Origin of the sequence: Bradyrhizobium sediminis (genome assembly GCF_018736105.1) — a bacterium.
In the GTDB taxonomy this organism is placed as follows: domain Bacteria; phylum Pseudomonadota; class Alphaproteobacteria; order Rhizobiales; family Xanthobacteraceae; genus Bradyrhizobium.
On the sequence record NZ_CP076135.1, the window covers coordinates 4906967 to 4927052 of the forward strand.

Sequence of the window (20086 nt, forward strand, 5' to 3'; positions counted from 1 at the left end):
TGGACGACCCCGGCAGGAGTAGAGGAGAAGGCGGCGGCAGCGCCGCCTTCTCCGGTCTCAGAGAGCAATGGGAACTATCAGGAACCCTGACCGCCGCACTTGTTGGTCTTGGTATTGTAGTTGCCGCACTTCTTGCCGACCCAGTCGCCGATCAGGTCCTTGGAGCCTTCGAGCTCCTTCGACCATGCATCGCCGGCCACCAGGCCCGGGGTCTTCCACACCACGTCGAACTGGCCATTGGCTTTGATTTCGCCAATGAACACCGGCTTGGTGATGTGATGGTTCGGAAGCATCTTGGAGGTGCCGCCGGTCAGGTTCTTGGCTTCGATGCCCGGCAGGGCGTCGATCACCTTGTCGGCGTCGACGGACTTCACCTTCTCGACCGCCTTGACCCACATGTCGAAGCCGATGACGTGAGCTTCCATCGGATCGTTGGTCACGCGCTTCGGGTTCTTGGTGTAGGCCTGCCATGCCTTGATGAACTTGTCGTTCTCGGGCGTCTTGATCGACTGGAAGTAGTTCCAGGCGGCGAGATGGCCGAGCAGCGGCTTGGTGTCGATGCCGGCGAGTTCTTCCTCGCCGACCGAGAACGCGACCACCGGAATATCGGTCGCCTTGATGCCCTGGTTGCCGAGCTCCTTGTAGAAGGGAACGTTGGCGTCACCGTTGATGGTCGAGACCACCGCGGTCTTCTTGCCGGTCGAGCCGAACTTCTTGATGTCGGCCACGATCGTCTGCCAGTCGGAATGACCGAACGGCGTGTAGTTGATCATGATGTCTTCCTGCTTGACGCCCTTCGACTTCAAGTAGGCTTCGAGGATCTTGTTGGTGGTGCGCGGATAGACGTAGTCGGTGCCGGCCAGCACCCAGCGCTTCACCTTTTCGTCCTTCATCAGGTAGTCGACCGCAGGGATCGCCTGCTGGTTCGGCGCCGCACCGGTGTAGAACACGTTGCGCTCGCTCTCCTCGCCTTCATACTGCACCGGATAGAACAGGATCGAATTCAATTCCTTGAACACCGGCAGCACGGACTTGCGCGACACCGAGGTCCAGCAGCCGAACACCACCGAGACCTTGTTCTTGGTGATGAGCTCGCGGGCCTTTTCCGCGAACAGCGGCCAGTTCGACGCGGGGTCGACGACGACGGCTTCGAGTTTCTTGCCGAGCACGCCGCCTTTCTTGTTCTGCTCGTCGATCAGAAAGAGGATGGTGTCCTTCAGCGTGGTTTCGCTGATGGCCATGGTGCCCGAAAGCGAATGCAGAACGCCGACCTTGATGGTGTCGTCCGCAGCCTTTGCGTTGGTAAACGCGGCCAAGCCCAGAACCAGTCCGGCGGTAGCCGCCAGCCAGCGACGGCGGGTCAAAGGCGCCGCTATATCGTGAGTCAATTGAGTAAGCATGAGGTGTCATCTCCCTGACGCAGACGTTAAACGCTGCGAAACGGCCCCACGGCCGCCTGCGTTAACGGAATCGCAAGAACCATGCCACGGGGGTCAACGGCCCTAAGGTCATGTCTTCGTTGTCGAATTCAGCGCTGGCCGCAAAAATGCCGAATTTATTTGCCCAATATTCAGCCAGAGAAACTGTATGCTTACGCGGCAATCTGAGTAATTTATGAGCAGATTAGCTCTGTTGTCTAAATTTCCGGCACCAAACTCTTGCGTTGCGGCGAGCGAAAATCCCTGATCGGGCGGGAAATCGCGTGATTCCGCCAGTTCCCTTAACCCCGCCGAGCAATAGTCGGGCGATTCACCTTGAAAGCGCCGCGTTCGTGTTCCATATGATCAATACGACCCAGGGAATCACCGGGTCACTGCGAGCCGCGTGTTCTGAGCCCGTCCAACGGTTTCTGGCTTGCCCCTTCAGCTAACCGAAACCGACGCCCCAAACACGCGGGTGTCTCTGACACCCTCGCGCGCTCCTGGCTGCAACAATGCCGGGTGCCTGCCTTTTGTAATGGAAAGAACCCACCTTTTGACCTCCTTTCAGGATTTCGGCCTTGCCGATCCAATCTCGCGTGCGCTCAAGGAAGAGAATTATCTCACGCCCACGCCCATCCAGGCTCAAACCATCCCCCTCGCACTCGCCGGCCGTGACGTCGTCGGCATCGCCCAGACCGGCACCGGCAAGACCGCATCCTTCGCGCTGCCGATCCTGCACCGGATCCTGGAGAACCGCATCAAGCCGCAGCCCAAGGCCTGCCGCGTGCTGGTGCTCTCGCCCACCCGCGAACTGTCCGGACAGATCCTCGACAGCTTCAACGCCTATGGCCGCCACATTCGCCTGACCTCGGCGCTGGCGATCGGCGGCGTGCCGATGGGCCGCCAGGTCCGCTCGATCATGCAGGGCGTCGAAGTTTTGGTGGCCACGCCCGGCCGCCTGCTCGATCTCGTGCAGAGCAACGGATTGAAGCTCGGCCAGGTAGAGTTCCTCGTACTCGACGAGGCCGACCGCATGCTGGACATGGGCTTCATCAACGACATCCGGAAGATCGTCGCCAAACTGCCGATCAAGCGGCAGACCCTGTTCTTCTCGGCGACCATGCCGAAGGATATCGCCGAACTCGCCGAAGCCATGCTGCGCGATCCGGCCCGCGTCGCCGTGACGCCGGTAGCCTCCACGGTCGAGCGCATCACCCAGCGCATCATCCAGGTCGATCACTCCAACAAGCCGGCATTTCTGGCGCAGCTTCTGAAGCAGGAGCCGGTCGACCGCGCGCTGGTCTTCACCCGCACCAAGCACGGCGCCGACAAGGTGGTGAAGGGCCTCGCCCGGGCCGGCATCACCGCCGACGCCATCCACGGCAACAAGTCGCAGAACCACCGCGAGCGGGTGCTGGCGGCGTTCCGCACCGGCGAGATCCGCACTTTGGTGGCCACCGACATCGCCGCCCGCGGCATCGACGTCGACGGCATCAGCCATGTGGTGAACTTCGACCTGCCCAACATCCCCGAAACCTACGTCCACCGCATCGGCCGCACCGCGCGCGCCGGCGCCGAGGGCGTGGCGATCTCCCTGATCGCCGGCGCCGAGGAAATGGGATATCTGCGCGACATCGAAAAGCTGATCCGCATCGCGCTGCCGCGGGAAGATCACCGCACCCCGGGCCATCGCGAGCCGGCGCAGGCGTCTGCGCAGCATCGCGGGGCTCGATCCGGGCCGCGCGTGCACGCCGGTAGGGGCAACAATGAAGCCGCCCCCGGCGCGAAAGGCCCTCGCCGTAACCGCCGTCCTGGTGGTAGTAATGGCGCTCCGCAAACCAACCGCCATGAGACCAGCCGGCACGAGCCGGCGCGTCCGTCGGCGCAAGGCAGCGGCAGGGCCGAAGGGATGCAGGGGGTTGCCTTTTTGCATCGCGAAAGCCGTCCGAATACCAAACCCAACCGTACCCAACGACCGCGCTAATCGTCGATCGATCTGGAGACAACCATGGCTAAAGAAGAGCTGATCCAGTTCGAAGGACTGGTGACCGAAATCCTCCCCGATGCCCGCTATCGCGTGCAGCTCGACGCCGGACACGAGATCGTCGCCTACACCGCCGGCAAGATGAAGAAGAACCGCATCAAGACGCTGGCGGGAGATCGGGTGACGATCGAGATGTCGCCCTACGATCTGGAAAAGGGCCGGCTGATCTTCCGCCACAAGGACGAGCGTCCGGGTGGCGGAGCCCCGCGTGGTGCACCGCCGCGCGGTCAATTCCGCCGCCGCTAGCGCATTTGGGTACCGGTTCGCGTCAGAATGACGCGCTCCGGTCCAATCGCGAGCACCGCGTGACGAAATCATGGCGGTGCGCGGGCAATAGCTCCAATAGCCATCCGGGGCGCGCGATCAAAAAATCGTGCACCTCAGGATTGTTTTGGGGGTTATTTTGGAATATTATAACTCATCGATTTTCGGCCGGACGACATTAGCTATCCACCGGTGCAGCCGGTTTAGACGCTGACGACCCTTCCAAAAATTCGATCTCACCAGCCTGACGCAAGTCGGCTTTACTATATCTATCTTGAGAAGGGACTACCCCCGTGAGCATGGGAACCGTGAAGTGGTTTAACGCGACCAAGGGCTTCGGCTTCATTCAACCGGATGACGGTGGCAACGACGTGTTCGTGCACATCAGCGCCGTAGAGCGCGCCGGCCTTGGAACGCTGCGTGAAGGCCAGAAGATCTCCTACGAGATCGTGGCCGATCGCCGCTCTGGCAAGTCTTCGGCCGACAATCTGCGCGCCGCAGGCTAACGGATTCTTTCCGGCACGCCGGGCGAATCCGATCAGACTAATGTGAAAGGCCGCGCTAGCTGCGCGGCCTTTTTATTTTGCATACTTTTTTGTATCGACGGCGGCGGATGTGCTGCCGCGCCGCGCGGCTTCCGCGCTTACAGCGTCGTGCACGCGGTGGTCTTGTACATCACGCAGCTCGATTGCCGCGGACGGGTATAGGAGACATCGCTCAGATTGACCCCGCCCGACGACATCACGTAGCCGACCGCCGGCACGTATTTATAGCTGACCTCGCTGAAGATCAGATAGGTCCCGCCGACCTTGAGCGCGGTCGGGATCGTCACCGTCGTGCCCGCCGCCCGCGCCGAGTTTCCCTGGCTCCATTGCACCCGCGCCGCCAGCGTCGAGGGATCGACGTACAATTCGCTGATCGTGGATTTCGTCGGCGTCGCCGAATAGGGCGTCATGATGCCCGCGCTGGCGGCGAAGAAATTGGTCAGGTCGCTGTCGGTGACCGACGTCGACTGCGAGGTCAGGTCGGACAGCGTGCGCGCCATCAGCGTCACCTTGCGGTCGACCGCCACGCCGGAGGAGAACTCGACGGTGCCGAAGAACATCACCAGCATGATCGGCACGATCACGGCGAATTCGGTCGCAGCGATACCGCGGCAATCGGCCAGCATCGCGGCGGCGGAGCACCGCAGGCGAAGCCAGATCAGGGACATCGACATGGTTTTCATCGCGCCATCTCAGAAGGGTTCGTTGCGGAAGGCGGCGGTCGCGCTCAACAGCCGCTTGCTACCGGTGAGGTTCGCGATGTTGTAGCCGAGCCCGGTGACGAACAGCGGCCACTGGTAGAACACCCGAACCACGACGATGTCGCCGGCGCTGCCGGGGCTGTAGCTCATGTTGGGCACGAAATTCTTGCCGGCGTCGATCGGGTCGGTGATCACCACACTGGAGAAGCCGGTATAGCTCTTCACGTCGACATAGAGGTCATTGCAATTGAACAGCGCGGGGATCTTTCCGCAGAGATAGGTCTTGAACTGCGCCTGGGTGTAGGCCGCGGTCTGCGCCTGACCGGTCATGATCATGCGCGCGGAGTCCTGCGTGATGGTCTCGAGCACCTGGCTCGCGAAGAAGATGATCGCGGTCTCGATGATGGCGAACAGCAGCGCGAAGAACACCGGCGCGACGAGCGCGAACTCGACGGCGGCCGACCCCCGGCGGTTGCGGCGAAACCGGCGCAGGACGTTTCTGGCGGTGGCCGTTGCGGCAGCGGGCGACGACATCGGGCAATCCTCAAGACACGCGGCAGCGATTTTTCCGCCCGCGAGATGTAGCGGAAAGTGATTGTTGAAGTGTTTCGCCGGATCGAAGCAGGCCGCCCCGGTTCGTTAACCCGGCATTAACCGATTTGGGCATGGCGTGCGGAAGCGATTCGCGGGACCGCCCTGCCGGCCGTGCCATCAGGCCGTGCCGGCCCCTGCACGGGCCCGCAATGCCGGTCCGGTGCGGACGGTTCAGTTCTGGGCTTTGCCCGCCGCAGCGGCGCTGCCGCTGGCCTGGCTGCTGAGCGTGCCGGCCTGATCGATCGCGGTCTTGAAGTAGGCCGCGCCGTCGCCGAGCGTTACCCGGCGCTGGCAGACCGGCATGCAGCTATAGGATTCGCGCTCGACGCCGCGATAGATGGTGATGAGCTGGTCGGTGGGGCCTTCGACCTGGATGACCCGATCGACCACGATATCGCCGGCGCGATCCATCGCCACGAAGTTGGTGGCGCCGTAGCCCTTGCCGGTGACGACGATGATGCCGCCGCTCTGCAGGGTTACGTCGGCAATCAGCGGGTTTCCGACCACGATGGTGGCGACCTTGCCGGGAAGCTTGACGAGCTTCGCCTGATCGACGTTGACCGCGATGGTGTCGGCTCCCGGTGCGGCCAGCGCCGCCGCCGGCCACAGCAGGATTCCGATCGCGAGCGAGCGGAATGAAAAGGGCGCGCGAGCGCGCATACGCAGGGAACTCACAGACATACTCTACCCCGGGACGTTGACTAGCCGGCAAAAGCGATACGCAGCGGAACCGGCGCCCGACCGGGCAAATCTGACCTCAATGTGTGAACGAAGTGCAAACGGTCTTTCGAAACCCGCGCCGCGCGGCCTGGAGTCTTTTCCGTTCCGATTGAATCGGAACGGGGCTCTATCTTTGTTTTGACGCGTTTTCTTCACGCGAACCGGTACCCACTTCGCTTGAAAACGCTCTGGTTAGTGCCGGAACGGATAGGCCAGTTGCCCGGCAATCTCCTGCGGAAACGTGGCCTGGTCGTCGACGCCATAGTGATCGGGCAGCTTGTTTTCCGGCATCCGGTAGGTCCCGAACAGGAGATCCCACAGCGGAAAGGTGCCGGCGAAGTTGGTATTGCCGCCCACTTCGAGCGCGGTGTGATGCCAGCGGTGGAAAACCGGGGTGGCCAGCACGTATCTGAACGGGCCGAGCGTCCAGTTCAGATTGGCGTGCACGAATGCCGAGTGGAACATGTTGAAGGGCCCGACCCAGAGCATGACGTTCGGCGAAATCCCCGCCATCAGCAGGATGACGTCGACGATGATGGTTCCGAGGAACAGGTTGACGGGGTGAAAGCGCGCCGCCGAGATCCAGTCCAGATCCTCGGAGGAATGATGGACGGCGTGATATTTCCAGAAGCCGCCGCCGTGGAACATCCGGTGCAGCCAGTACAGCATGAAGTCCGACAGCACCAGGAACAGCGCCGCCTGGAACCAGAGCGGCAGCTCGGACAGCGGGCCGTGGCCATTGTCGTAGAAGGCGATCAGCGCGTCGGCGTCATGGATGTTGAAGACGACGCCGGCGCCGAGCACCAGAAGCCCGATTCGCAGTACGCGTCCGAACAAGGGCACGAAGAACCAGTAAACAATGTCGGTGACCAGCTCCCGCTTGCGCCACCACGGCGTTCCGGGATTGCAGGCCCAGAAATGGGTCAGCACCGAGAACACCAGCGCCAGCACGATCGTGACGGGCACCACCTTGGCGATCGTCTGGCCGAGCATCTCGACGACTTCCATTGGCAAATTCGACATGACAACCTCATCCGACCGGGTCCTCCAACGGGTACCCGCTCGTGCTTAAGGAGCCATGAATCCTGCCCGCCGGCCGCGGGCTCTCTATATTACGGGCGGTCCGGAAAGCATCGAATTGTTCGAAGGTCCTTAATTGCGCGTTTACTCTGCTCAAGAACAGCGCCTTCGAACCGTGTTTACGCGACCGAATTAACTGCGCTGCAATTTCCCGACCCTAGGGTGACGCCATGGTCACGGTGCTGAGAACGCCGGCGAGACCAAACTTAAGTCGACCAGCCACGTGTACATGGAGTTAGCTATGAAGAACCTGATTGCGCGTTTCGTGAAGGACGAGTCCGGCGCCACCGCCATCGAATACGGCCTGATTGCAGCCGGCATTTCGCTCGCCATCATCGCCGTCGTGAACGGCCTCGGCACCAACCTGAACACCAAGTTCACCTCGATCAACAACTCGCTGAAATAAGCGGCTGTTACGGGAAGCGTCAGAGGCCCCGGCAATCCCGGGGCCTTTGCTGTTTTTGAAGTCCGGCGTTGGCGTAAGGTAAACATGCGTAAACCGGCGACAGCCGCTGCCGCGGCCACGACCGCGTCCCCGCCGGCCGGCAGCCGCGACAAGCGGCCGGTGGAACTGGTGTGCCTGGCGCTGGCGCTGGCGCTTCTCGCCCTCGGCTCCCGGATTGCCAGCATCTGGTGAGACGTCCGGCTGTTTTCCGATTGTTCATCTCTGACCGCTAGAATCGGGCGATGCTCCGACCTCGCGTCAGCCATACGGGCTGCATAGTCCCATGATCCTCGACATCGTCCGCCTCTCGCTGTTTCCGGCCCTGATGGCGTTCGCGGCGGCGAGCGATCTCTTCACCATGACGATTTCGAACCGGGTTTCGCTGGCACTGGCGGCGGGCTTTCTGGCGCTCGCGCTGCTGAGCGGCATGGGATTCTACGATATCCTGACCCATATCGGCGCCGGCCTGACCGTGCTCGCGGTCGCCTTTGCCTGCTTTGCGATGGGCTGGATCGGCGGCGGCGACGCCAAGGTCGCGGCCGCGGCCGCGTTGTGGTTCGGTTTCGGCCATCTGCTGAACTATCTGCTCTACGCCTCGCTGTTCGGCGGCGCCCTGACCCTGCTGCTGCTGCAGTTCCGGCAATGGCCGCTGCCCTACGCGCTGGCCGGCCAGTCCTGGCTGCTCAGGCTGCACGCCAAGGAGAGCGGCATACCCTACGGCATCGCGCTGGCGATCGGCGCATTGATGATCTATCCGGAGACCGAATGGATCAAGGCGGTCGACCTCGCCCACTTCGCGGCGCGCTGAGCGCGTTGGTAAACTCCCGTTAACGCGATTTAGATACGCCTCATTAACCATGCTTTGACGAATAGCTGGTCAACTCCCATCACGGCGGCGGCAGCGTCGCGGCGTAATGTGGAAAGTGAAGCGTAATGAATACCGCACGCATTGTGGTCCTGACCATCGCTGTCGGTGCCGGCGGCGTTGCCGCATATCTTGCGAGCGGCTCCGACAACAAGCCTGCGCCGTCCGAACCGGTCGCGCAACTGCAGACCGTGGACGTCCTGGTGGCCAAATCCGACATCGGCCTCGGCCAGTCGCTCAAGCCCGACGACATGCAATGGCAGACCTGGCCGGCGGCGGCGACCAGCAGCACCTTCATTCGCCGCGGCGAACGCCCCGACGCCACCGCCCAGGTCGCGGGCTCGATCGCGCGCGCCCCCTTCATCGCCGGCGAGCCGATCCGCGAGCAGAAGCTGGTCAAGGCCGACGGATCCGGCTTCATGGCGGCGATCCTGCCCACCGGCATGCGCGCCATCTCCACAGAAATTTCGCCGGAGACCGGCGCCGGCGGCTTCATCCTGCCGAACGACCGGGTCGACGTGATTCTTTCCAAGCGCGAGAAGAACCCCGACCGCAGCGGCCCCGATGTCGTCAATTCCGAGATCATCCTGAGCAACGTCCGCGTGCTCGCGATCGATCAGGCGCCGAAGGAAAAGGACGGCCAGAACGCCGTGGTCGGCAAGACCGTGACGCTGGAGCTGAAGCCCGAGCAGGCCGAGACGCTGGCCCGCGCGCGCCAGAGCGGCACGCTGGCGCTGGCGCTGCGCAGCATCGCCGATGTCAACATGGTCGAGAATACAACTGACGAGCGGGCTCCCAAGCGTGGCGACAGCGTCAACGTCGTTCGTTACGGCATCGCCAGCCCGACGACGACACAGAAGTGACCGAAAGGACGCACGATATGAAGTGCAGGGGAAATCAGCCGGTGATGCGGACCTTCATGGTCCGCGCCCTGTCGTTTTCGGCAGTGGCAGCGCTGATGTTCAACCAGGCCTTGGCGCCGGTGGCGGCGAGCGACTACCGCGTCGCCGCGCCGATGGCCGCCGACGGACAGATGAATGCGCGTTTTCTCGCCCTCGGCATCGGCAAATCCGTCGTGATCGACCTGCCGCGCGACATCAAGGACGTGCTGGTCGCTGACCCCAAGATCGCCAATGCCGTGGTCCGTTCGGCGCAGCGCGCCTACATCATCGGCGCCGCGGTCGGCCAGACCAACATCGTATTCTTCGATTCCGCCGGCCAGCAGATCGCCGCCTACGACATCGCCGTCAAACGCGACCTCAACGGCGTCCGCGCCGCGCTCAAGACCACGCTGCCGAATGCCGACATCCAGATCGAGGGCGTCGGCGACGGCGTCATGTTGTCCGGATCTGCGGCAAGCCCGGTCGAGGCGCAGCAGGCCGGCGAACTCGCCGCCCGCCTGGTCGGCGGCGCCGACAAGGTCGTCAACTCGATCGCGGTCCGCGGCCGCGACCAGGTGATGCTGAAGGTCACCGTGGCCGAAGTCGCGCGCAACGTCATCAAGCAGCTCGGCATCGACCTCACCGCCAGCATGAGTTACGGCACCGCGGTCGTCAATTTCAACAACGCCAACCCTTTCACGGCCTATGGCCGCGCGCTGGTCGCCAACAATACGACGACCGCGTCGTTCGGAGCGACGCCGTCGGTGACGGCCACGCTGCGCGCGATGGAAAGCGCAGGCGTGGTGCGCACGCTGGCCGAGCCCAACCTGACCGCGATTTCCGGCGAGTCCGCCACCTTCATCGCCGGCGGCGAATTCCCGGTTCCCGCAGGTTATTCCTGCGACCCGACCACGCATGTCTGCACCACCCAGATCAGCTTCAAGAAGTTCGGTATTTCGCTCAACTTCACGCCGGTAGTGCTCTCCGAGGGACGGATCAGCCTGCGGGTGATGACCGAAGTCTCCGAGTTGTCCAACGACAACTCGATCACGCTGTCGCAGTCGGTCACCGCCTCGACGGTAAACTCCGTGACCATTCCCTCGATCAAGACCCGCCGCGCCGAAACCACGCTGGAGATTCCGTCAGGCGGCGCGATGGCGATGGCGGGCCTGATCGCCGAACAGACCAAGCAGGCCATCAACGGCCTGCCCGGCCTCGCGCAGCTGCCGATTCTCGGCACGCTGTTCCGCAGCCGCGACTACGTCAACAACCAGACCGAACTGATGGTGCTGGTGACGCCGATCATCGTGCGCGCGGTCGCGCAGAAGGACCTGTCGAGGCCGGATGACGGGTTCGCCAGTTCGTCGGATCCGCAGGCCGATCTGCTCGGCAGCATCAATCGCATCTACGGCGTTCCGGGCCGGGTCGAGCCGGCACGGAATTATCGCGGCACCTACGGCTTTATTACCGACTGAGGCGGGACGAGGACGAAACCGATGACAGCCAGAATACCCCTCGATCGCAGCCGCGCTTTCCGCTTGGCGGGAGCGCTTGTCGGTCTTTCCGTCGTGCTCGGGGCCTGCAAGCACACCGAAGACGTGTACGCCGCAAGCGCTCCGAACGATTATCGCCTGCGCCATCCGATCGCGGTCGAGGAAGCCAACCGTTCGGTCGTGATCTTCGTCGGCCAGGCGCGCGGCGGCCTTTCCGCTGCGCAGCGCGCCGACGTCATAGGGCTGGCGCAGACCTGGCTCCGCGAAGGCACCGGCGCAATCACCGTCGACGTGCCGGTCGACACGCCCAACGCGCGGGCGGCAGCGGATTCGTTCCGGGAAATCCAGGCGACGCTGGCGGCCGCGGGCGTGCCGCCGCGCGGCATCGTTGCCCGCCGCTACCATCCGGAAAACCCGCGCCACATGGCGGCGATCCGGATGAACTATCCGAAGATCTCGGCGGTGGCCGGTCCCTGCGGGACCTGGCCCGAGGATCTCGGCCCGTCGGTCAACAACACGAGCTATTTCGAAAACAAGCCCTACTACAATTTCGGCTGCGCCTATCAGCGCAACATGGCGGCGATGGCCGACAATCCGTCCGATCTGCTGCAGCCGCGGAGCGAGACGCCGGCCTATACGCCGCGGCGTTCCACCGCCTTCGACAAGTATCGCAAGGGCACGCCGACGACGACGATCTATCCCGAGGCCGAAAAGGCCAAACTCAGCGATACAGGCAAATGATCAGCTACGCGCGCCAGACCCCCGAAGAACAGCCGGACGCCTCGTCGCCCGCGGCGGACGATCACATTGCGCCAGCGCCGCGCGTGTCGGTGCAGGCCTTTTGCGAGACCGTGGAGACCGCCGCCGCCGTGCAATCGGCGGGCGAAGACCGCCGCCTCGGCAAGGCCCACCTCAAGATCCAGATGGGCGGCATGGCAGCCGCCATCGAGGCCTATCGCACCGCGCCGACGCCGAACGTGATCATCCTGGAAACCGAAGGTCGCAGCGACATCCTCGGCGGCCTCGACCAGCTTGCGACCGTGTGCGACGCCGGAACCCGGGTGGTCGTGATCGGCCGCATCAACGATGTCACGCTGTATCGCGAACTGGTCCGCCGCGGCGTCAGCGACTACGTGCTCGCGCCGGTCAACGCGCTGGACGTGGTGCGTTCGGTCTGCAACCTGTTCTCGGCGCCGGAAGCCAAGGCGGTCGGCCGCATCATCGCCATCGTCGGCGCCAAGGGCGGCGTCGGCGCGTCCACCATCGCGCACAACGTCGCCTGGGCGATCGCGCGCGATCTCGCGCTGGATTCCGTGGTTGCCGATCTCGATCTTGCGTTCGGCACCGCCGGCCTCGACTACAATCAGGATCCGCCGCAGGGCATTGCGGACGCGGTGTTCTCGCCCGACCGCGTCGATACCGCGTTCGTCGACCGCCTGCTGTCGAAGTGCACCGACCACCTCAGCCTGCTGGCGGCGCCGGCGACGCTCGACCGGGTCTATGACTTCGGCGCCGACGCCTTCGATGCGATCTTCGACACGCTTCGCACCACGATGCCGTGCATCGTGCTCGACGTTCCCCATCAGTGGTCGGGATGGACCAAGCGCGCCCTGGTGGGCGCCGACGATATCCTGATCGTCGGGGTGCCCGATCTCGCCAATCTGCGCAACACCAAGAACATCTTCGACCTGCTGAAGGCATCGCGGCCCAACGACCGGACCCCGCTCTACTGCCTCAACATGGTCGGCATGCCGAAGCGGCCGGAGATCAACGCCAGCGAATTCGCAAAGGCCATCGAGAGCCAGCCGATTGCCGCTATTCCGTTCGATCCGCAGATGTTCGGATCAGCGGCCAACAACGGCCAGATGATCGCGGAGATCAACGCCAGCCATCGCACTACCGAGATGTTTCTGCAGATCGCGCAGCGGCTGACAGGCCGCGGCGAGACCAAAAAGCCGCGGGGTTCGTTCCTGTCGCCCCTCATCGAGAAGCTGCGGGCCAAGTAACCGCCCGCATGGAGTAACGTCGTGTTTGGTAAGCGTAGCGGAACTGAAAGCGATACGCGGGCATTGAAGCCCGCCGCCGGCGCGTTGAACCCGCCTGCCGCGGCGCCGGCCGTCCATACCTCCGCCCCGCCGATGGTTTCCTCGCCGCCGATCTCGCCGGCGAAGGCGGCGCCGCCGGCGCCGGCAATGGATGCGCGGCGGTCGGACAGCTACTATCAGGTCAAGGCGACGATCTTCGGCGCCCTGATCGAGGCGATCGACCTTGCCCAGCTCGCCAAGCTCGACGGCGAGTCCGCGCGCGAGGAAATTCGCGACATCGTCAACGAGATCATCGCGATCAAGAACATCGTGATGTCGATTGCCGAGCAGGAAGAACTGCTCGACGACATCTGCAACGACGTTCTCGGCTACGGCCCGCTGGAGCCCCTGCTGTCGCGCGACGACATCGCCGACATCATGGTCAACGGCGCCGGCACGGTGTTCATCGAAGTCGCCGGCAAGATCCAGCGCACCGGGATCCGCTTCCGCGACAACCAGCAGCTCCTCAACATTTGCCAGCGCATCGTCAGCCAGGTCGGCCGGCGCGTCGACGAATCCTCGCCGATCTGCGACGCCCGCCTCGCCGACGGCTCGCGCGTCAACGCCATCGTTCCTCCGCTGGCGATCGACGGCCCCGCACTGACCATCCGCAAGTTCAAGAAGGACAAGCTGACGCTGGATCAGCTGGTCAAGTTCGGCGCGATCACGCCGGAAGGCGCCGAAATCCTGCAGATCATCGGGCGCTGTCGCGCCAACGTGCTGATCTCCGGCGGCACCGGCTCCGGCAAGACCACGCTGCTGAACTGCCTGACCAACTACATCGACGACGACGAGCGCATCATCACCTGCGAAGACGCCGCCGAACTTCAATTGCAGCAGCCGCATGTGGTGCGGCTGGAAACCCGCCCGCCCAACATCGAGGGCGAAGGCCAGGTCACGATGCGCGAACTGGTCCGCAACTGCCTGCGCATGCGCCCTGAACGCATCATCGTCGGCGAAGTCCGCGGACCCGAGGCGTTCGACCTGTTGCAGGCCATGAATACCGGCCACGACGGATCGATGGGAACGCTGCACGCCAACAATCCGCGCGAAGCCCTGTCGCGCTGCGAATCGATGATCACGATGGGCGGATTCTCGCTGCCGTCGCGGACCATTCGCGAGATGATCTGCGCCTCGATCGACGTCATCATCCAGGCCGCGCGCCTGCGCGACGGTTCGCGGCGCATCACCCACATCACCGAGGTGATGGGCATGGAAGGCGACACCATCATCACCCAGGACCTGTTCATCTACGACCTGATGGGCGAGGACGCCAACGGAAACATCATCGGCCGGCATCGCTCGACCGGGATCGGACGGCCGCGCTTCTGGGATCGGGCGCGATATTACGGCGAGGAGAAGCGGCTTGCCGCCGCCCTCGACGCCGCCGAAGTCAAGGAAACCTGAGGGCCATGAACATTCAAGCGCTCGCACTGGCCTTTCTCGCCGCCACCGCCGTGGGCGGCGTGGCATGGGTCTTCGTCTATCCGCTGCTCTCGGGTGAGAAGAAGGCCGAGAACCGCCGCGCCTCGGTCGCCAAGGCGGAGCCGGTCGCCGCCCGCCAGGCCGACAAGAGCCAGCGCTCGCGCCGCGAACAGGTCGAGGGTTCGCTGAAGGAGCTCGACGCGCGCCTGCAGAAGGAAAAGAAGGTCTCGATGAGCGTCCGTCTCACCCAGGCCGGACTGGACTGGACGCCGCAGAAATTCATGATCGTTTCCGGCGTCATGGGCGCGGCCTGCTTCGCCCTGGTGCTGATGTCCGGGGGCGGATTGCTGGGGGCCGCGGGCCTCGGCATTGCCGCCGGCTTCGGCCTGCCGCGCTGGGCCCTGGGCTTTCTCAAGACGCGCCGGGAAAAGGCATTTCTCAAGGCGCTGCCGGACGCCGTCGACGTCATCGTTCGCGGCATCAAGGCGGGCCTGCCGCTGTTCGAATCGATCAAGGTGGTCGCTGCCGACGCGCCGGAGCCGCTGCGGGGCGAATTCCTCGCCATCATCGAAACCCAGGCGATCGGCATGCCGCTCGGCGAGGCCTGCGCGCGGCTGTACGACCGGATGCCGGTGCCGGAAGCCAACTTCTTCGGCATCGTGATCGCGATCCAGCAGAAGTCGGGCGGCAACCTGTCGGAAGCGCTCGGCAACCTGTCCAAGGTGCTGCGCGACCGCAAGAAGATGGCCGAGAAGATCCAGGCCATGTCGATGGAGGCCAAGGCGTCCGCGGCGATCATCGGCTCGCTGCCGCCGATCGTCATGCTGCTCGTCTACCTCTCGACTCCCGACTACATCTCGCTGCTGTGGACCCATCCGACCGGCCAGCTGATGCTGGTCGGCTGCGTGATCTGGATGTCCATCGGCATCTTCGTGATGAAGAGAATGATCAACTTCGACTTCTGACGGTGCAGCATGATTGATTTCCTGGTCACAAAGCTCCACGACGCGCGGTTCATGACCATGCTGCTCGCCGCCATCGCCGTGAGCGCGACCGCCTATACGCTGATCATGCCGCTGTTCGCGGGCGAAGGGCTGGCGAAGCGCATGAAGGCGGTCGCCAGCGAGCGCGAGCGGATCCGGCAGCGCGAGCGCGAGCGTCTCACCAAGACCGAGAAGGTATCGCTGCGCCAGACCCCGAAGCAGGTCGTCTCCAGGGTGGTGGAAGACTTCAACCTGACGAAATGGCTGGCGCAGGAAGCCGCGCGCGAAAAGCTGACCATGGCCGGCTATCGCGGCCAGGCGCCCTATATCACCTTCCTGTTCTTCCGGCTGGTGACGCCGATCGTGATGTTCTTCGGCGCTGTGCTGTATGTCTTCGTGATCTCGCACATGGAAAAATCATTGCCGGTCAAGATCGGCATGTGCGTCGCTGCGGCCTATCTCGGCCTGCAGGCGCCGATGCTGTTCCTGAAGAACGCCATCACCAAGCGCCAGCTCTCGATCAAGCGGGCGTTTCCCGACGCGCTCGATCTGCTGTTGATCTGCATCGAGTCCGGCATGTCGATCGAAACCGCGTTCCGCAAGGTCTCGACCGAGATCGTCACCCAGTCGATCGCGCTGTCGGAGGAGTTCACGCTGACCACCGCCGAGCTGTCCTATCTGCAGGACCGCAAGGTGGCCTACGAGAATCTCGCGAAGCGCACCGGGCTCGAGGGCGTGAAGTCGGTCTGCCTGGCGCTGCAGCAATCGGAACGTTACGGCACCCCGCTCGGCCAGAGCCTGCGCGTGATGGCGCAGGAAAACCGCGACATGCGCATGAACGAGGCCGAGAAGAAGGCCGCCGCATTGCCGCCGAAGCTGACGGTGCCGATGATCCTGTTCTTCCTGCCGGTGCTGTTCGTGGTCATCCTGGGACCGACCGGCATCAAGGTCGCGGCGATGCAGTGAGCCGCAGCTTCGCGACGGAGCCGGTCAGCTACGGCATCTGACGCTGTCATCGCCCGGCACTTGACCGGGCGAGCCGGCGCGCCGGCGGCCCCAAACCAAAAATATCGAAAACAACCCCATGCAAAGTAAGTCGACGGTATCTGGACGCCTCCAGCGGCGCGGTGTCGGGCGAGCCGGCCTTGAATGGTGACGCCGTCAGTCCGGCCGGTTCAGCGAGGCCACCGGCATCGACGCCGCGCCGCCGGCAGCGCGCGGGTTATCCTTGCGCGCCAGCATCTGCTTCAGATAGCCGACATTGGCGGCGGCTTCCTCGGCCGGCAGGTCGGCCTTGACGATTTCCTCGGCTTCGGCGAAGCGGCCCTGCAGGCCGACCACGAGGCCCAGATTCTGCCGCACCCGCGCGTCGGCGCGGGCGTTGCCATAGGCCTTGCGGAGGGTCGTTTCCGCCTTCGGCAGGTCCTTGGAGAGAACGTAGGACAGCCCGAGATTGGACAGCACCGACGGCTCGTCGGGCACGATCCGCAAGGCGCTGGCGTAATAGCGGCGGGCCTCTTCATGCCGGCCGAGCTGATCGAGCGTGGTTCCCTGCACCGACAGGATGCGCCAGTCCGGATTGTCGGGCGAATGGGCGCGGGTGAGGACGTCGAACGCCCGCTGGAAACTGCCGTTATCGGCGAGCGCCCGGCCATAGCCGGCGAGCAGCGCCTTGTGGCTCGGATGGGCGATGGTGGCCTGCTCGAACACCGCAACGGCCTGGGCGCGCTGACCGGTGGAGCGGAGCGCCTGGCCATAGCGCAGGGCGGCTTCGGGATCCTTGGGGTTGGCGCGATAGCGCTCGCCATAGACCTCTACCGAGCGCCGCGGATCGGCATCCGGGCCGGGACTGGGACTGGCTTCGGCCTTCGAGGTGATCGAGCCGGTGATGTCGGACATGGTCTGGCAGCCGCCGAGGCTCGCGGCCAAAATCGCCGTCGCGGCCGCGGACGCAAGAAGCCGGGCAAGGCTGGGAGACTGACGCATGGCACTTTAACTCACGGGCGAATTGACCGGGCCGAACGCGCCAGCAATAGACTGTTAACCCTAACGTCTGGTTAATTGACGCCCCGCGCCCGACTCTCCTCTCCTCTGCCCTGTTCCCGCCATTTCAATGGAAGACCGAAAACCGCATGCCATCCGTATTCGAGACCGCGCCCACAGCCGCAGCCATTCCCATCACCTTTGCCACCAAGGCGACATGGGACGCGATCTGCGCCGGCCTGCCCGCGCAAGCCCGGCAGTTCGCGCTCGCCAACGGCTTCGCCGCCAAGCCCGGGGCGTGCCTGACGCTGCCGTCGGTGGACGGACAGATCGCACAGGTGCTGTTCGGTCTCGAGGACGAGGCCGGCAAATCCCGCGACCTGTTCCGGCCGGGCTCCCTGCCCGGCCTGCTGCCGCCGGGCGTCTACCGTTTTGCCAATGCGCCGCATGATGCGCGGCTCGCGGCGCTGGCGTTCGCACTCGGCAGCTACCGCTTCGGCCGCTACCGCAAGGCGGATGCGCCCGGCGTCCGGCTGGTGCCGCCCGCAGGCGTCGACACCGCCGAGATCGAGCGGATGGCGGAAGCCGCTGCGCTTGCCCGCGACCTCATCAATACGCCGTCGAACGACATGGGACCGGAGCAGCTGGCGCAGGCCGCCCGGGAGCTCGCCAGCCGCTTCGGCGCCAGTTTCAGCGTCATCGTCGGCGAGGACCTGACGCGGCAGAATTTCCCGCTGATTCACGCGGTGGGCATGGCGTCCTCCCGCGCGCCCCGGCTGATCGACCTCCAATGGGGAGACCCCGCCCATCCCAAGGTGACGCTGGTCGGCAAGGGCGTCTGCTTCGATACCGGCGGGCTCGACCTCAAGTCATCGGCCGGCATGCTGATCATGAAGAAGGACATGGGCGGCGCCGCCAACGTGCTGGCACTGGCGCAGATGGTGATGGATGCGAAGCTCAAGCTGCGGCTGCGGGTGCTGATTCCGGCGGTCGAGAACGCGGTCGCCGGCAACGCGTTCCGGCCGCTCGACATCTTCAAATCGCGCAAGGGCCTCACGGTGGAGATCGGCAACACCGACGCCGAGGGCCGGCTGGTGCTGGCGGACGCGCTGGCGCTGGCCTGCGAGGACAAGCCGGATCTGCTGATCGATCTCGGCACGCTGACGGGTGCGGCGCGGGTGGCGCTGGGGCCGGATTTACCGCCCTTTTACACCAATGATGAAACGCTGGCGCAGGACGTCGCGCGGTGCGCGAGCACGGAGAACGATCCGATGTGGCGATTGCCGCTGTGGCCGGCCTACGATGCCTGGCTCGATTCCAAGGTCGCCAACGTGAACAACGCGCCGTCGGGCACCTTTGCGGGCTCCATCACCTGCGCGCTGTTCCTGCAGCGTTTTGTCGAGGACAGCACACGCTGGCTGCATGTCGATATCTACGGCTGGACGCCATCCGCAAAGCCGGCGCGACCGGAGGGCGGCGAATGCCAGGCCGCGCGCGCGATCTACAAGTTACTGGGCGAACGCTATGGATGATCCGCGGCTGACGCCGGCGCGACCCGATCTCGCCGCGAAATATCTCGAAGGCAAGGTCAAGGCGGCGCGCTTCGTCGCCGGCGAGGAATTCGAGATTGCGGAAGCGATCGCGCCGCTGCGCATCGGGCCGTCGGCCGATGCGGAGCTGGCGACGCAGGCGCTGCTCGGCGAGCGCGTCACCATCTACGACCGCAACGACGAAGGCTTTGCCTGGGGCCAGCTGAAAAGCGACGGCTATGTCGGCTGGCTGCCCGACCGGGCGCTGGCCAAACCGAAGGGGCAGCCGACCCACAAGGTCATCGCCTTGCGGACCTTCGCCTTCCCGGGCCCATCGATCAAATTGCCGCCGGCCGAAACGCTGCCGATGGCAGCGCTGGTGACGGCGGTGCGCGAAGACGACACCTTTGTCATGACCCGCGAGGGCTGGTATCTGCCGCGGCCGCATCTCGGCGGGCTGGATGAGATGGCGGACGATTTCGTCGCGGTCGCCGAACGCTTCGTCGGCACGCCCTATCTCTGGGGCGGCAAGAGCAGTTTCGGCATCGATTGCTCCGGCCTGCTGCAGGTGTCGCTCAACGCCGCCGGCACCGGCTGCCCGCGTGACAGCGACATGCAGCGCGACGGCCTCGGTCGCCTGCTGGGACTGGCCGAAGCCAGGGAATTGCAGCGCGGCGACCTGCTGTTCTGGCGCGGCCATGTCGCCATCGCGCGCGACGCTGAAACCCTCGTGCACGCCAACGCGCATCACATGGCGACCGTGATCGAAAACACCCGCGACGCCATCGCCCGCATCAAGGCCGCCGGCAGCGAGGTCAGGGCGATCAAGAGGCTGGGCTGAAGCTGGAGTGCTTTGAAGCGTGTGGTGGCTACATCCTTCGAGACGCGCGCAAGTCAGCGGCGCAATTGCGCCGCCGAGCGCTCCTCAGGATGAGGTCTGCCAGACCCTCATGGTGAGGAGCGCGGCAACGCCGCGCGTCTCGAACCATGAGGCCGCGAGATACCCGAACGTCATTAGACTGATTTCAA

At 64.4% G+C, this 20086-nt stretch carries 21 protein-coding genes; 15 read left to right on the plus strand and 6 right to left on the minus strand.

Features of this window, described 5'->3' with window-relative positions:
- Positions 1–77: 77 nt before the first annotated feature.
- Positions 78–1400 (minus strand): urea ABC transporter substrate-binding protein, encoded by a 1323-nt coding sequence (gene urtA / locus KMZ68_RS23460; protein ID WP_215613494.1) that lies wholly within the window; start codon positions 1398–1400, stop codon positions 78–80.
- A gap of 556 nt (positions 1401–1956) precedes the next feature.
- On the opposite strand from urtA, the gene KMZ68_RS23465 reads away from it, so the two are divergent.
- The 3 genes from KMZ68_RS23465 (at position 1957) to KMZ68_RS23475 (ending at position 4235) form a co-directional block, all read left to right on the plus strand.
- Complete coding sequence (locus KMZ68_RS23465; RefSeq protein ID WP_215613495.1) at positions 1957–3405, plus strand: DEAD/DEAH box helicase; 1449 nt, start codon at positions 1957–1959, stop codon at positions 3403–3405.
- A gap of 24 nt (positions 3406–3429) precedes the next feature.
- Positions 3430–3711, plus strand: a complete 282-nt coding sequence (gene infA, locus KMZ68_RS23470) for a translation initiation factor IF-1 (protein ID WP_143575210.1) — start codon at positions 3430–3432, stop codon at positions 3709–3711.
- A gap of 311 nt (positions 3712–4022) precedes the next feature.
- Complete coding sequence (locus tag KMZ68_RS23475) at positions 4023–4235, plus strand: cold-shock protein (protein ID WP_011474122.1); 213 nt, start codon at positions 4023–4025, stop codon at positions 4233–4235.
- Positions 4236–4372: 137 nt separating this feature from the next.
- Here KMZ68_RS23475 and KMZ68_RS23480 read toward each other — a convergent pair whose 3' ends face one another.
- From KMZ68_RS23480 to KMZ68_RS23495, 4 genes are all read right to left on the minus strand, one after another.
- Positions 4373–4948 carry a TadE/TadG family type IV pilus assembly protein gene (locus KMZ68_RS23480; RefSeq protein WP_249779667.1) on the minus strand — a complete coding sequence of 192 codons (576 nt, stop codon included), beginning with the start codon at positions 4946–4948 and terminating at the stop codon, positions 4373–4375.
- Positions 4949–4966: 18 nt separating this feature from the next.
- A complete protein-coding gene (locus KMZ68_RS23485) occupies positions 4967–5509 on the minus strand; it encodes a TadE/TadG family type IV pilus assembly protein (RefSeq protein WP_215603699.1) in 543 nt (180 codons plus the stop codon).
- 231 nt (positions 5510–5740) lie between these two features.
- Positions 5741–6250, minus strand: a complete 510-nt coding sequence (locus KMZ68_RS23490) for a pilus assembly protein N-terminal domain-containing protein (protein WP_215603700.1) — start codon at positions 6248–6250, stop codon at positions 5741–5743.
- 231 nt (positions 6251–6481) lie between these two features.
- Positions 6482–7312 (minus strand): sterol desaturase family protein, encoded by an 831-nt coding sequence (locus KMZ68_RS23495; protein ID WP_215613496.1) that lies wholly within the window; start codon positions 7310–7312, stop codon positions 6482–6484.
- A gap of 298 nt (positions 7313–7610) precedes the next feature.
- On the opposite strand from KMZ68_RS23495, the gene KMZ68_RS23500 reads away from it, so the two are divergent.
- The 10 genes from KMZ68_RS23500 to KMZ68_RS23545 all read left to right on the plus strand — a co-directional run bounded on the left by KMZ68_RS23500 (position 7611) and on the right by KMZ68_RS23545 (position 16511).
- Positions 7611–7775 (plus strand): Flp family type IVb pilin, encoded by a 165-nt coding sequence (locus KMZ68_RS23500; protein WP_215603702.1) that lies wholly within the window; start codon positions 7611–7613, stop codon positions 7773–7775.
- Positions 7776–7859: 84 nt separating this feature from the next.
- A complete protein-coding gene (locus tag KMZ68_RS23505; RefSeq protein WP_215613497.1) occupies positions 7860–8006 on the plus strand; it encodes a hypothetical protein in 147 nt (48 codons plus the stop codon).
- A gap of 91 nt (positions 8007–8097) precedes the next feature.
- Positions 8098–8622, plus strand: a complete 525-nt coding sequence (locus KMZ68_RS23510) for an A24 family peptidase (RefSeq protein ID WP_215613498.1) — start codon at positions 8098–8100, stop codon at positions 8620–8622.
- 125 nt (positions 8623–8747) lie between these two features.
- Positions 8748–9542, plus strand: a complete 795-nt coding sequence (gene cpaB, locus KMZ68_RS23515; protein ID WP_215613499.1) for a Flp pilus assembly protein CpaB — start codon at positions 8748–8750, stop codon at positions 9540–9542.
- Positions 9543–9559: 17 nt separating this feature from the next.
- The gene (locus KMZ68_RS23520) at positions 9560–11035 is read left to right on the plus strand and encodes a type II and III secretion system protein family protein (protein WP_215613500.1); all 1476 of its coding nucleotides are present in this window, start codon (positions 9560–9562) and stop codon (positions 11033–11035) included.
- Between the two features lie 21 nt (positions 11036–11056).
- Entirely contained in the window at positions 11057–11794 is a 738-nt protein-coding gene (locus tag KMZ68_RS23525; RefSeq protein WP_215613501.1) for a CpaD family pilus assembly protein, read from the plus strand.
- Positions 11791–13059: an AAA family ATPase gene (locus tag KMZ68_RS23530; RefSeq protein ID WP_215613502.1), complete on the plus strand. Its 1269-nt coding sequence runs from the start codon at positions 11791–11793 to the stop codon at positions 13057–13059. The genes KMZ68_RS23525 and KMZ68_RS23530 overlap by 4 nt, the downstream gene beginning before the upstream one ends.
- A gap of 21 nt (positions 13060–13080) precedes the next feature.
- A complete protein-coding gene (locus KMZ68_RS23535; RefSeq protein ID WP_215613503.1) occupies positions 13081–14544 on the plus strand; it encodes a CpaF family protein in 1464 nt (487 codons plus the stop codon).
- A gap of 5 nt (positions 14545–14549) precedes the next feature.
- Positions 14550–15527, plus strand: coding sequence for a type II secretion system F family protein (locus tag KMZ68_RS23540; protein ID WP_215613504.1), 978 nt, complete (start codon positions 14550–14552; stop codon positions 15525–15527).
- A gap of 9 nt (positions 15528–15536) precedes the next feature.
- Positions 15537–16511 carry a type II secretion system F family protein gene (locus KMZ68_RS23545; protein WP_215603711.1) on the plus strand — a complete coding sequence of 325 codons (975 nt, stop codon included), beginning with the start codon at positions 15537–15539 and terminating at the stop codon, positions 16509–16511.
- A 195-nt stretch (positions 16512–16706) separates the two neighbouring features.
- Here KMZ68_RS23545 and KMZ68_RS23550 read toward each other — a convergent pair whose 3' ends face one another.
- The gene (locus KMZ68_RS23550) at positions 16707–17531 is read right to left on the minus strand and encodes a tetratricopeptide repeat protein (RefSeq protein ID WP_215613505.1); all 825 of its coding nucleotides are present in this window, start codon (positions 17529–17531) and stop codon (positions 16707–16709) included.
- Between the two features lie 146 nt (positions 17532–17677).
- Between KMZ68_RS23550 and KMZ68_RS23555 the strand changes: the two genes are divergently transcribed.
- Both KMZ68_RS23555 and KMZ68_RS23560 read left to right on the plus strand, forming a co-directional pair.
- A complete protein-coding gene (locus tag KMZ68_RS23555; protein ID WP_215613506.1) occupies positions 17678–19060 on the plus strand; it encodes a leucyl aminopeptidase family protein in 1383 nt (460 codons plus the stop codon).
- On the plus strand, positions 19053–19898 hold the full coding sequence (locus tag KMZ68_RS23560) for a C40 family peptidase (protein ID WP_215613507.1): 846 nt from the start codon (positions 19053–19055) through the stop codon (positions 19896–19898). Before KMZ68_RS23555 ends, KMZ68_RS23560 begins: the two co-directional genes overlap by 8 nt.
- The last annotated feature ends 188 nt before the right edge of the window (positions 19899–20086 follow it).

Excerpts from the sequence above, each read along its gene's own strand:
- urtA (WP_215613494.1), bottom strand. The coding sequence starts at position 1,400 with ATGCTTACTCAATTGACTCACGATATAGCGGCGCCTTTGACCCGCCGT.
- KMZ68_RS23465 (WP_215613495.1), top strand. The coding sequence starts at position 1,957 with ATGGAAAGAACCCACCTTTTGACCTCCTTTCAGGATTTCGGCCTTGCC.
- infA (WP_143575210.1), top strand. The coding sequence starts at position 3,430 with ATGGCTAAAGAAGAGCTGATCCAGTTCGAAGGACTGGTGACCGAAATC.
- KMZ68_RS23480 (WP_249779667.1), bottom strand. The coding sequence starts at position 4,948 with ATGTCGATGTCCCTGATCTGGCTTCGCCTGCGGTGCTCCGCCGCCGCG.
- KMZ68_RS23485 (WP_215603699.1), bottom strand. The coding sequence starts at position 5,509 with ATGTCGTCGCCCGCTGCCGCAACGGCCACCGCCAGAAACGTCCTGCGC.
- KMZ68_RS23490 (WP_215603700.1), bottom strand. The coding sequence starts at position 6,250 with ATGTCTGTGAGTTCCCTGCGTATGCGCGCTCGCGCGCCCTTTTCATTC.
- KMZ68_RS23495 (WP_215613496.1), bottom strand. The coding sequence starts at position 7,312 with ATGTCGAATTTGCCAATGGAAGTCGTCGAGATGCTCGGCCAGACGATC.
- KMZ68_RS23500 (WP_215603702.1), top strand. The coding sequence starts at position 7,611 with ATGAAGAACCTGATTGCGCGTTTCGTGAAGGACGAGTCCGGCGCCACC.
- KMZ68_RS23505 (WP_215613497.1), top strand. The coding sequence starts at position 7,860 with ATGCGTAAACCGGCGACAGCCGCTGCCGCGGCCACGACCGCGTCCCCG.
- KMZ68_RS23510 (WP_215613498.1), top strand. The coding sequence starts at position 8,098 with ATGATCCTCGACATCGTCCGCCTCTCGCTGTTTCCGGCCCTGATGGCG.
- cpaB (WP_215613499.1), top strand. The coding sequence starts at position 8,748 with ATGAATACCGCACGCATTGTGGTCCTGACCATCGCTGTCGGTGCCGGC.
- KMZ68_RS23520 (WP_215613500.1), top strand. The coding sequence starts at position 9,560 with ATGAAGTGCAGGGGAAATCAGCCGGTGATGCGGACCTTCATGGTCCGC.
- KMZ68_RS23525 (WP_215613501.1), top strand. The coding sequence starts at position 11,057 with ATGACAGCCAGAATACCCCTCGATCGCAGCCGCGCTTTCCGCTTGGCG.
- KMZ68_RS23530 (WP_215613502.1), top strand. The coding sequence starts at position 11,791 with ATGATCAGCTACGCGCGCCAGACCCCCGAAGAACAGCCGGACGCCTCG.
- KMZ68_RS23540 (WP_215613504.1), top strand. The coding sequence starts at position 14,550 with ATGAACATTCAAGCGCTCGCACTGGCCTTTCTCGCCGCCACCGCCGTG.
- KMZ68_RS23545 (WP_215603711.1), top strand. The coding sequence starts at position 15,537 with ATGATTGATTTCCTGGTCACAAAGCTCCACGACGCGCGGTTCATGACC.
- KMZ68_RS23550 (WP_215613505.1), bottom strand. The coding sequence starts at position 17,531 with ATGCGTCAGTCTCCCAGCCTTGCCCGGCTTCTTGCGTCCGCGGCCGCG.
- KMZ68_RS23555 (WP_215613506.1), top strand. The coding sequence starts at position 17,678 with ATGCCATCCGTATTCGAGACCGCGCCCACAGCCGCAGCCATTCCCATC.
- KMZ68_RS23560 (WP_215613507.1), top strand. The coding sequence starts at position 19,053 with ATGGATGATCCGCGGCTGACGCCGGCGCGACCCGATCTCGCCGCGAAA.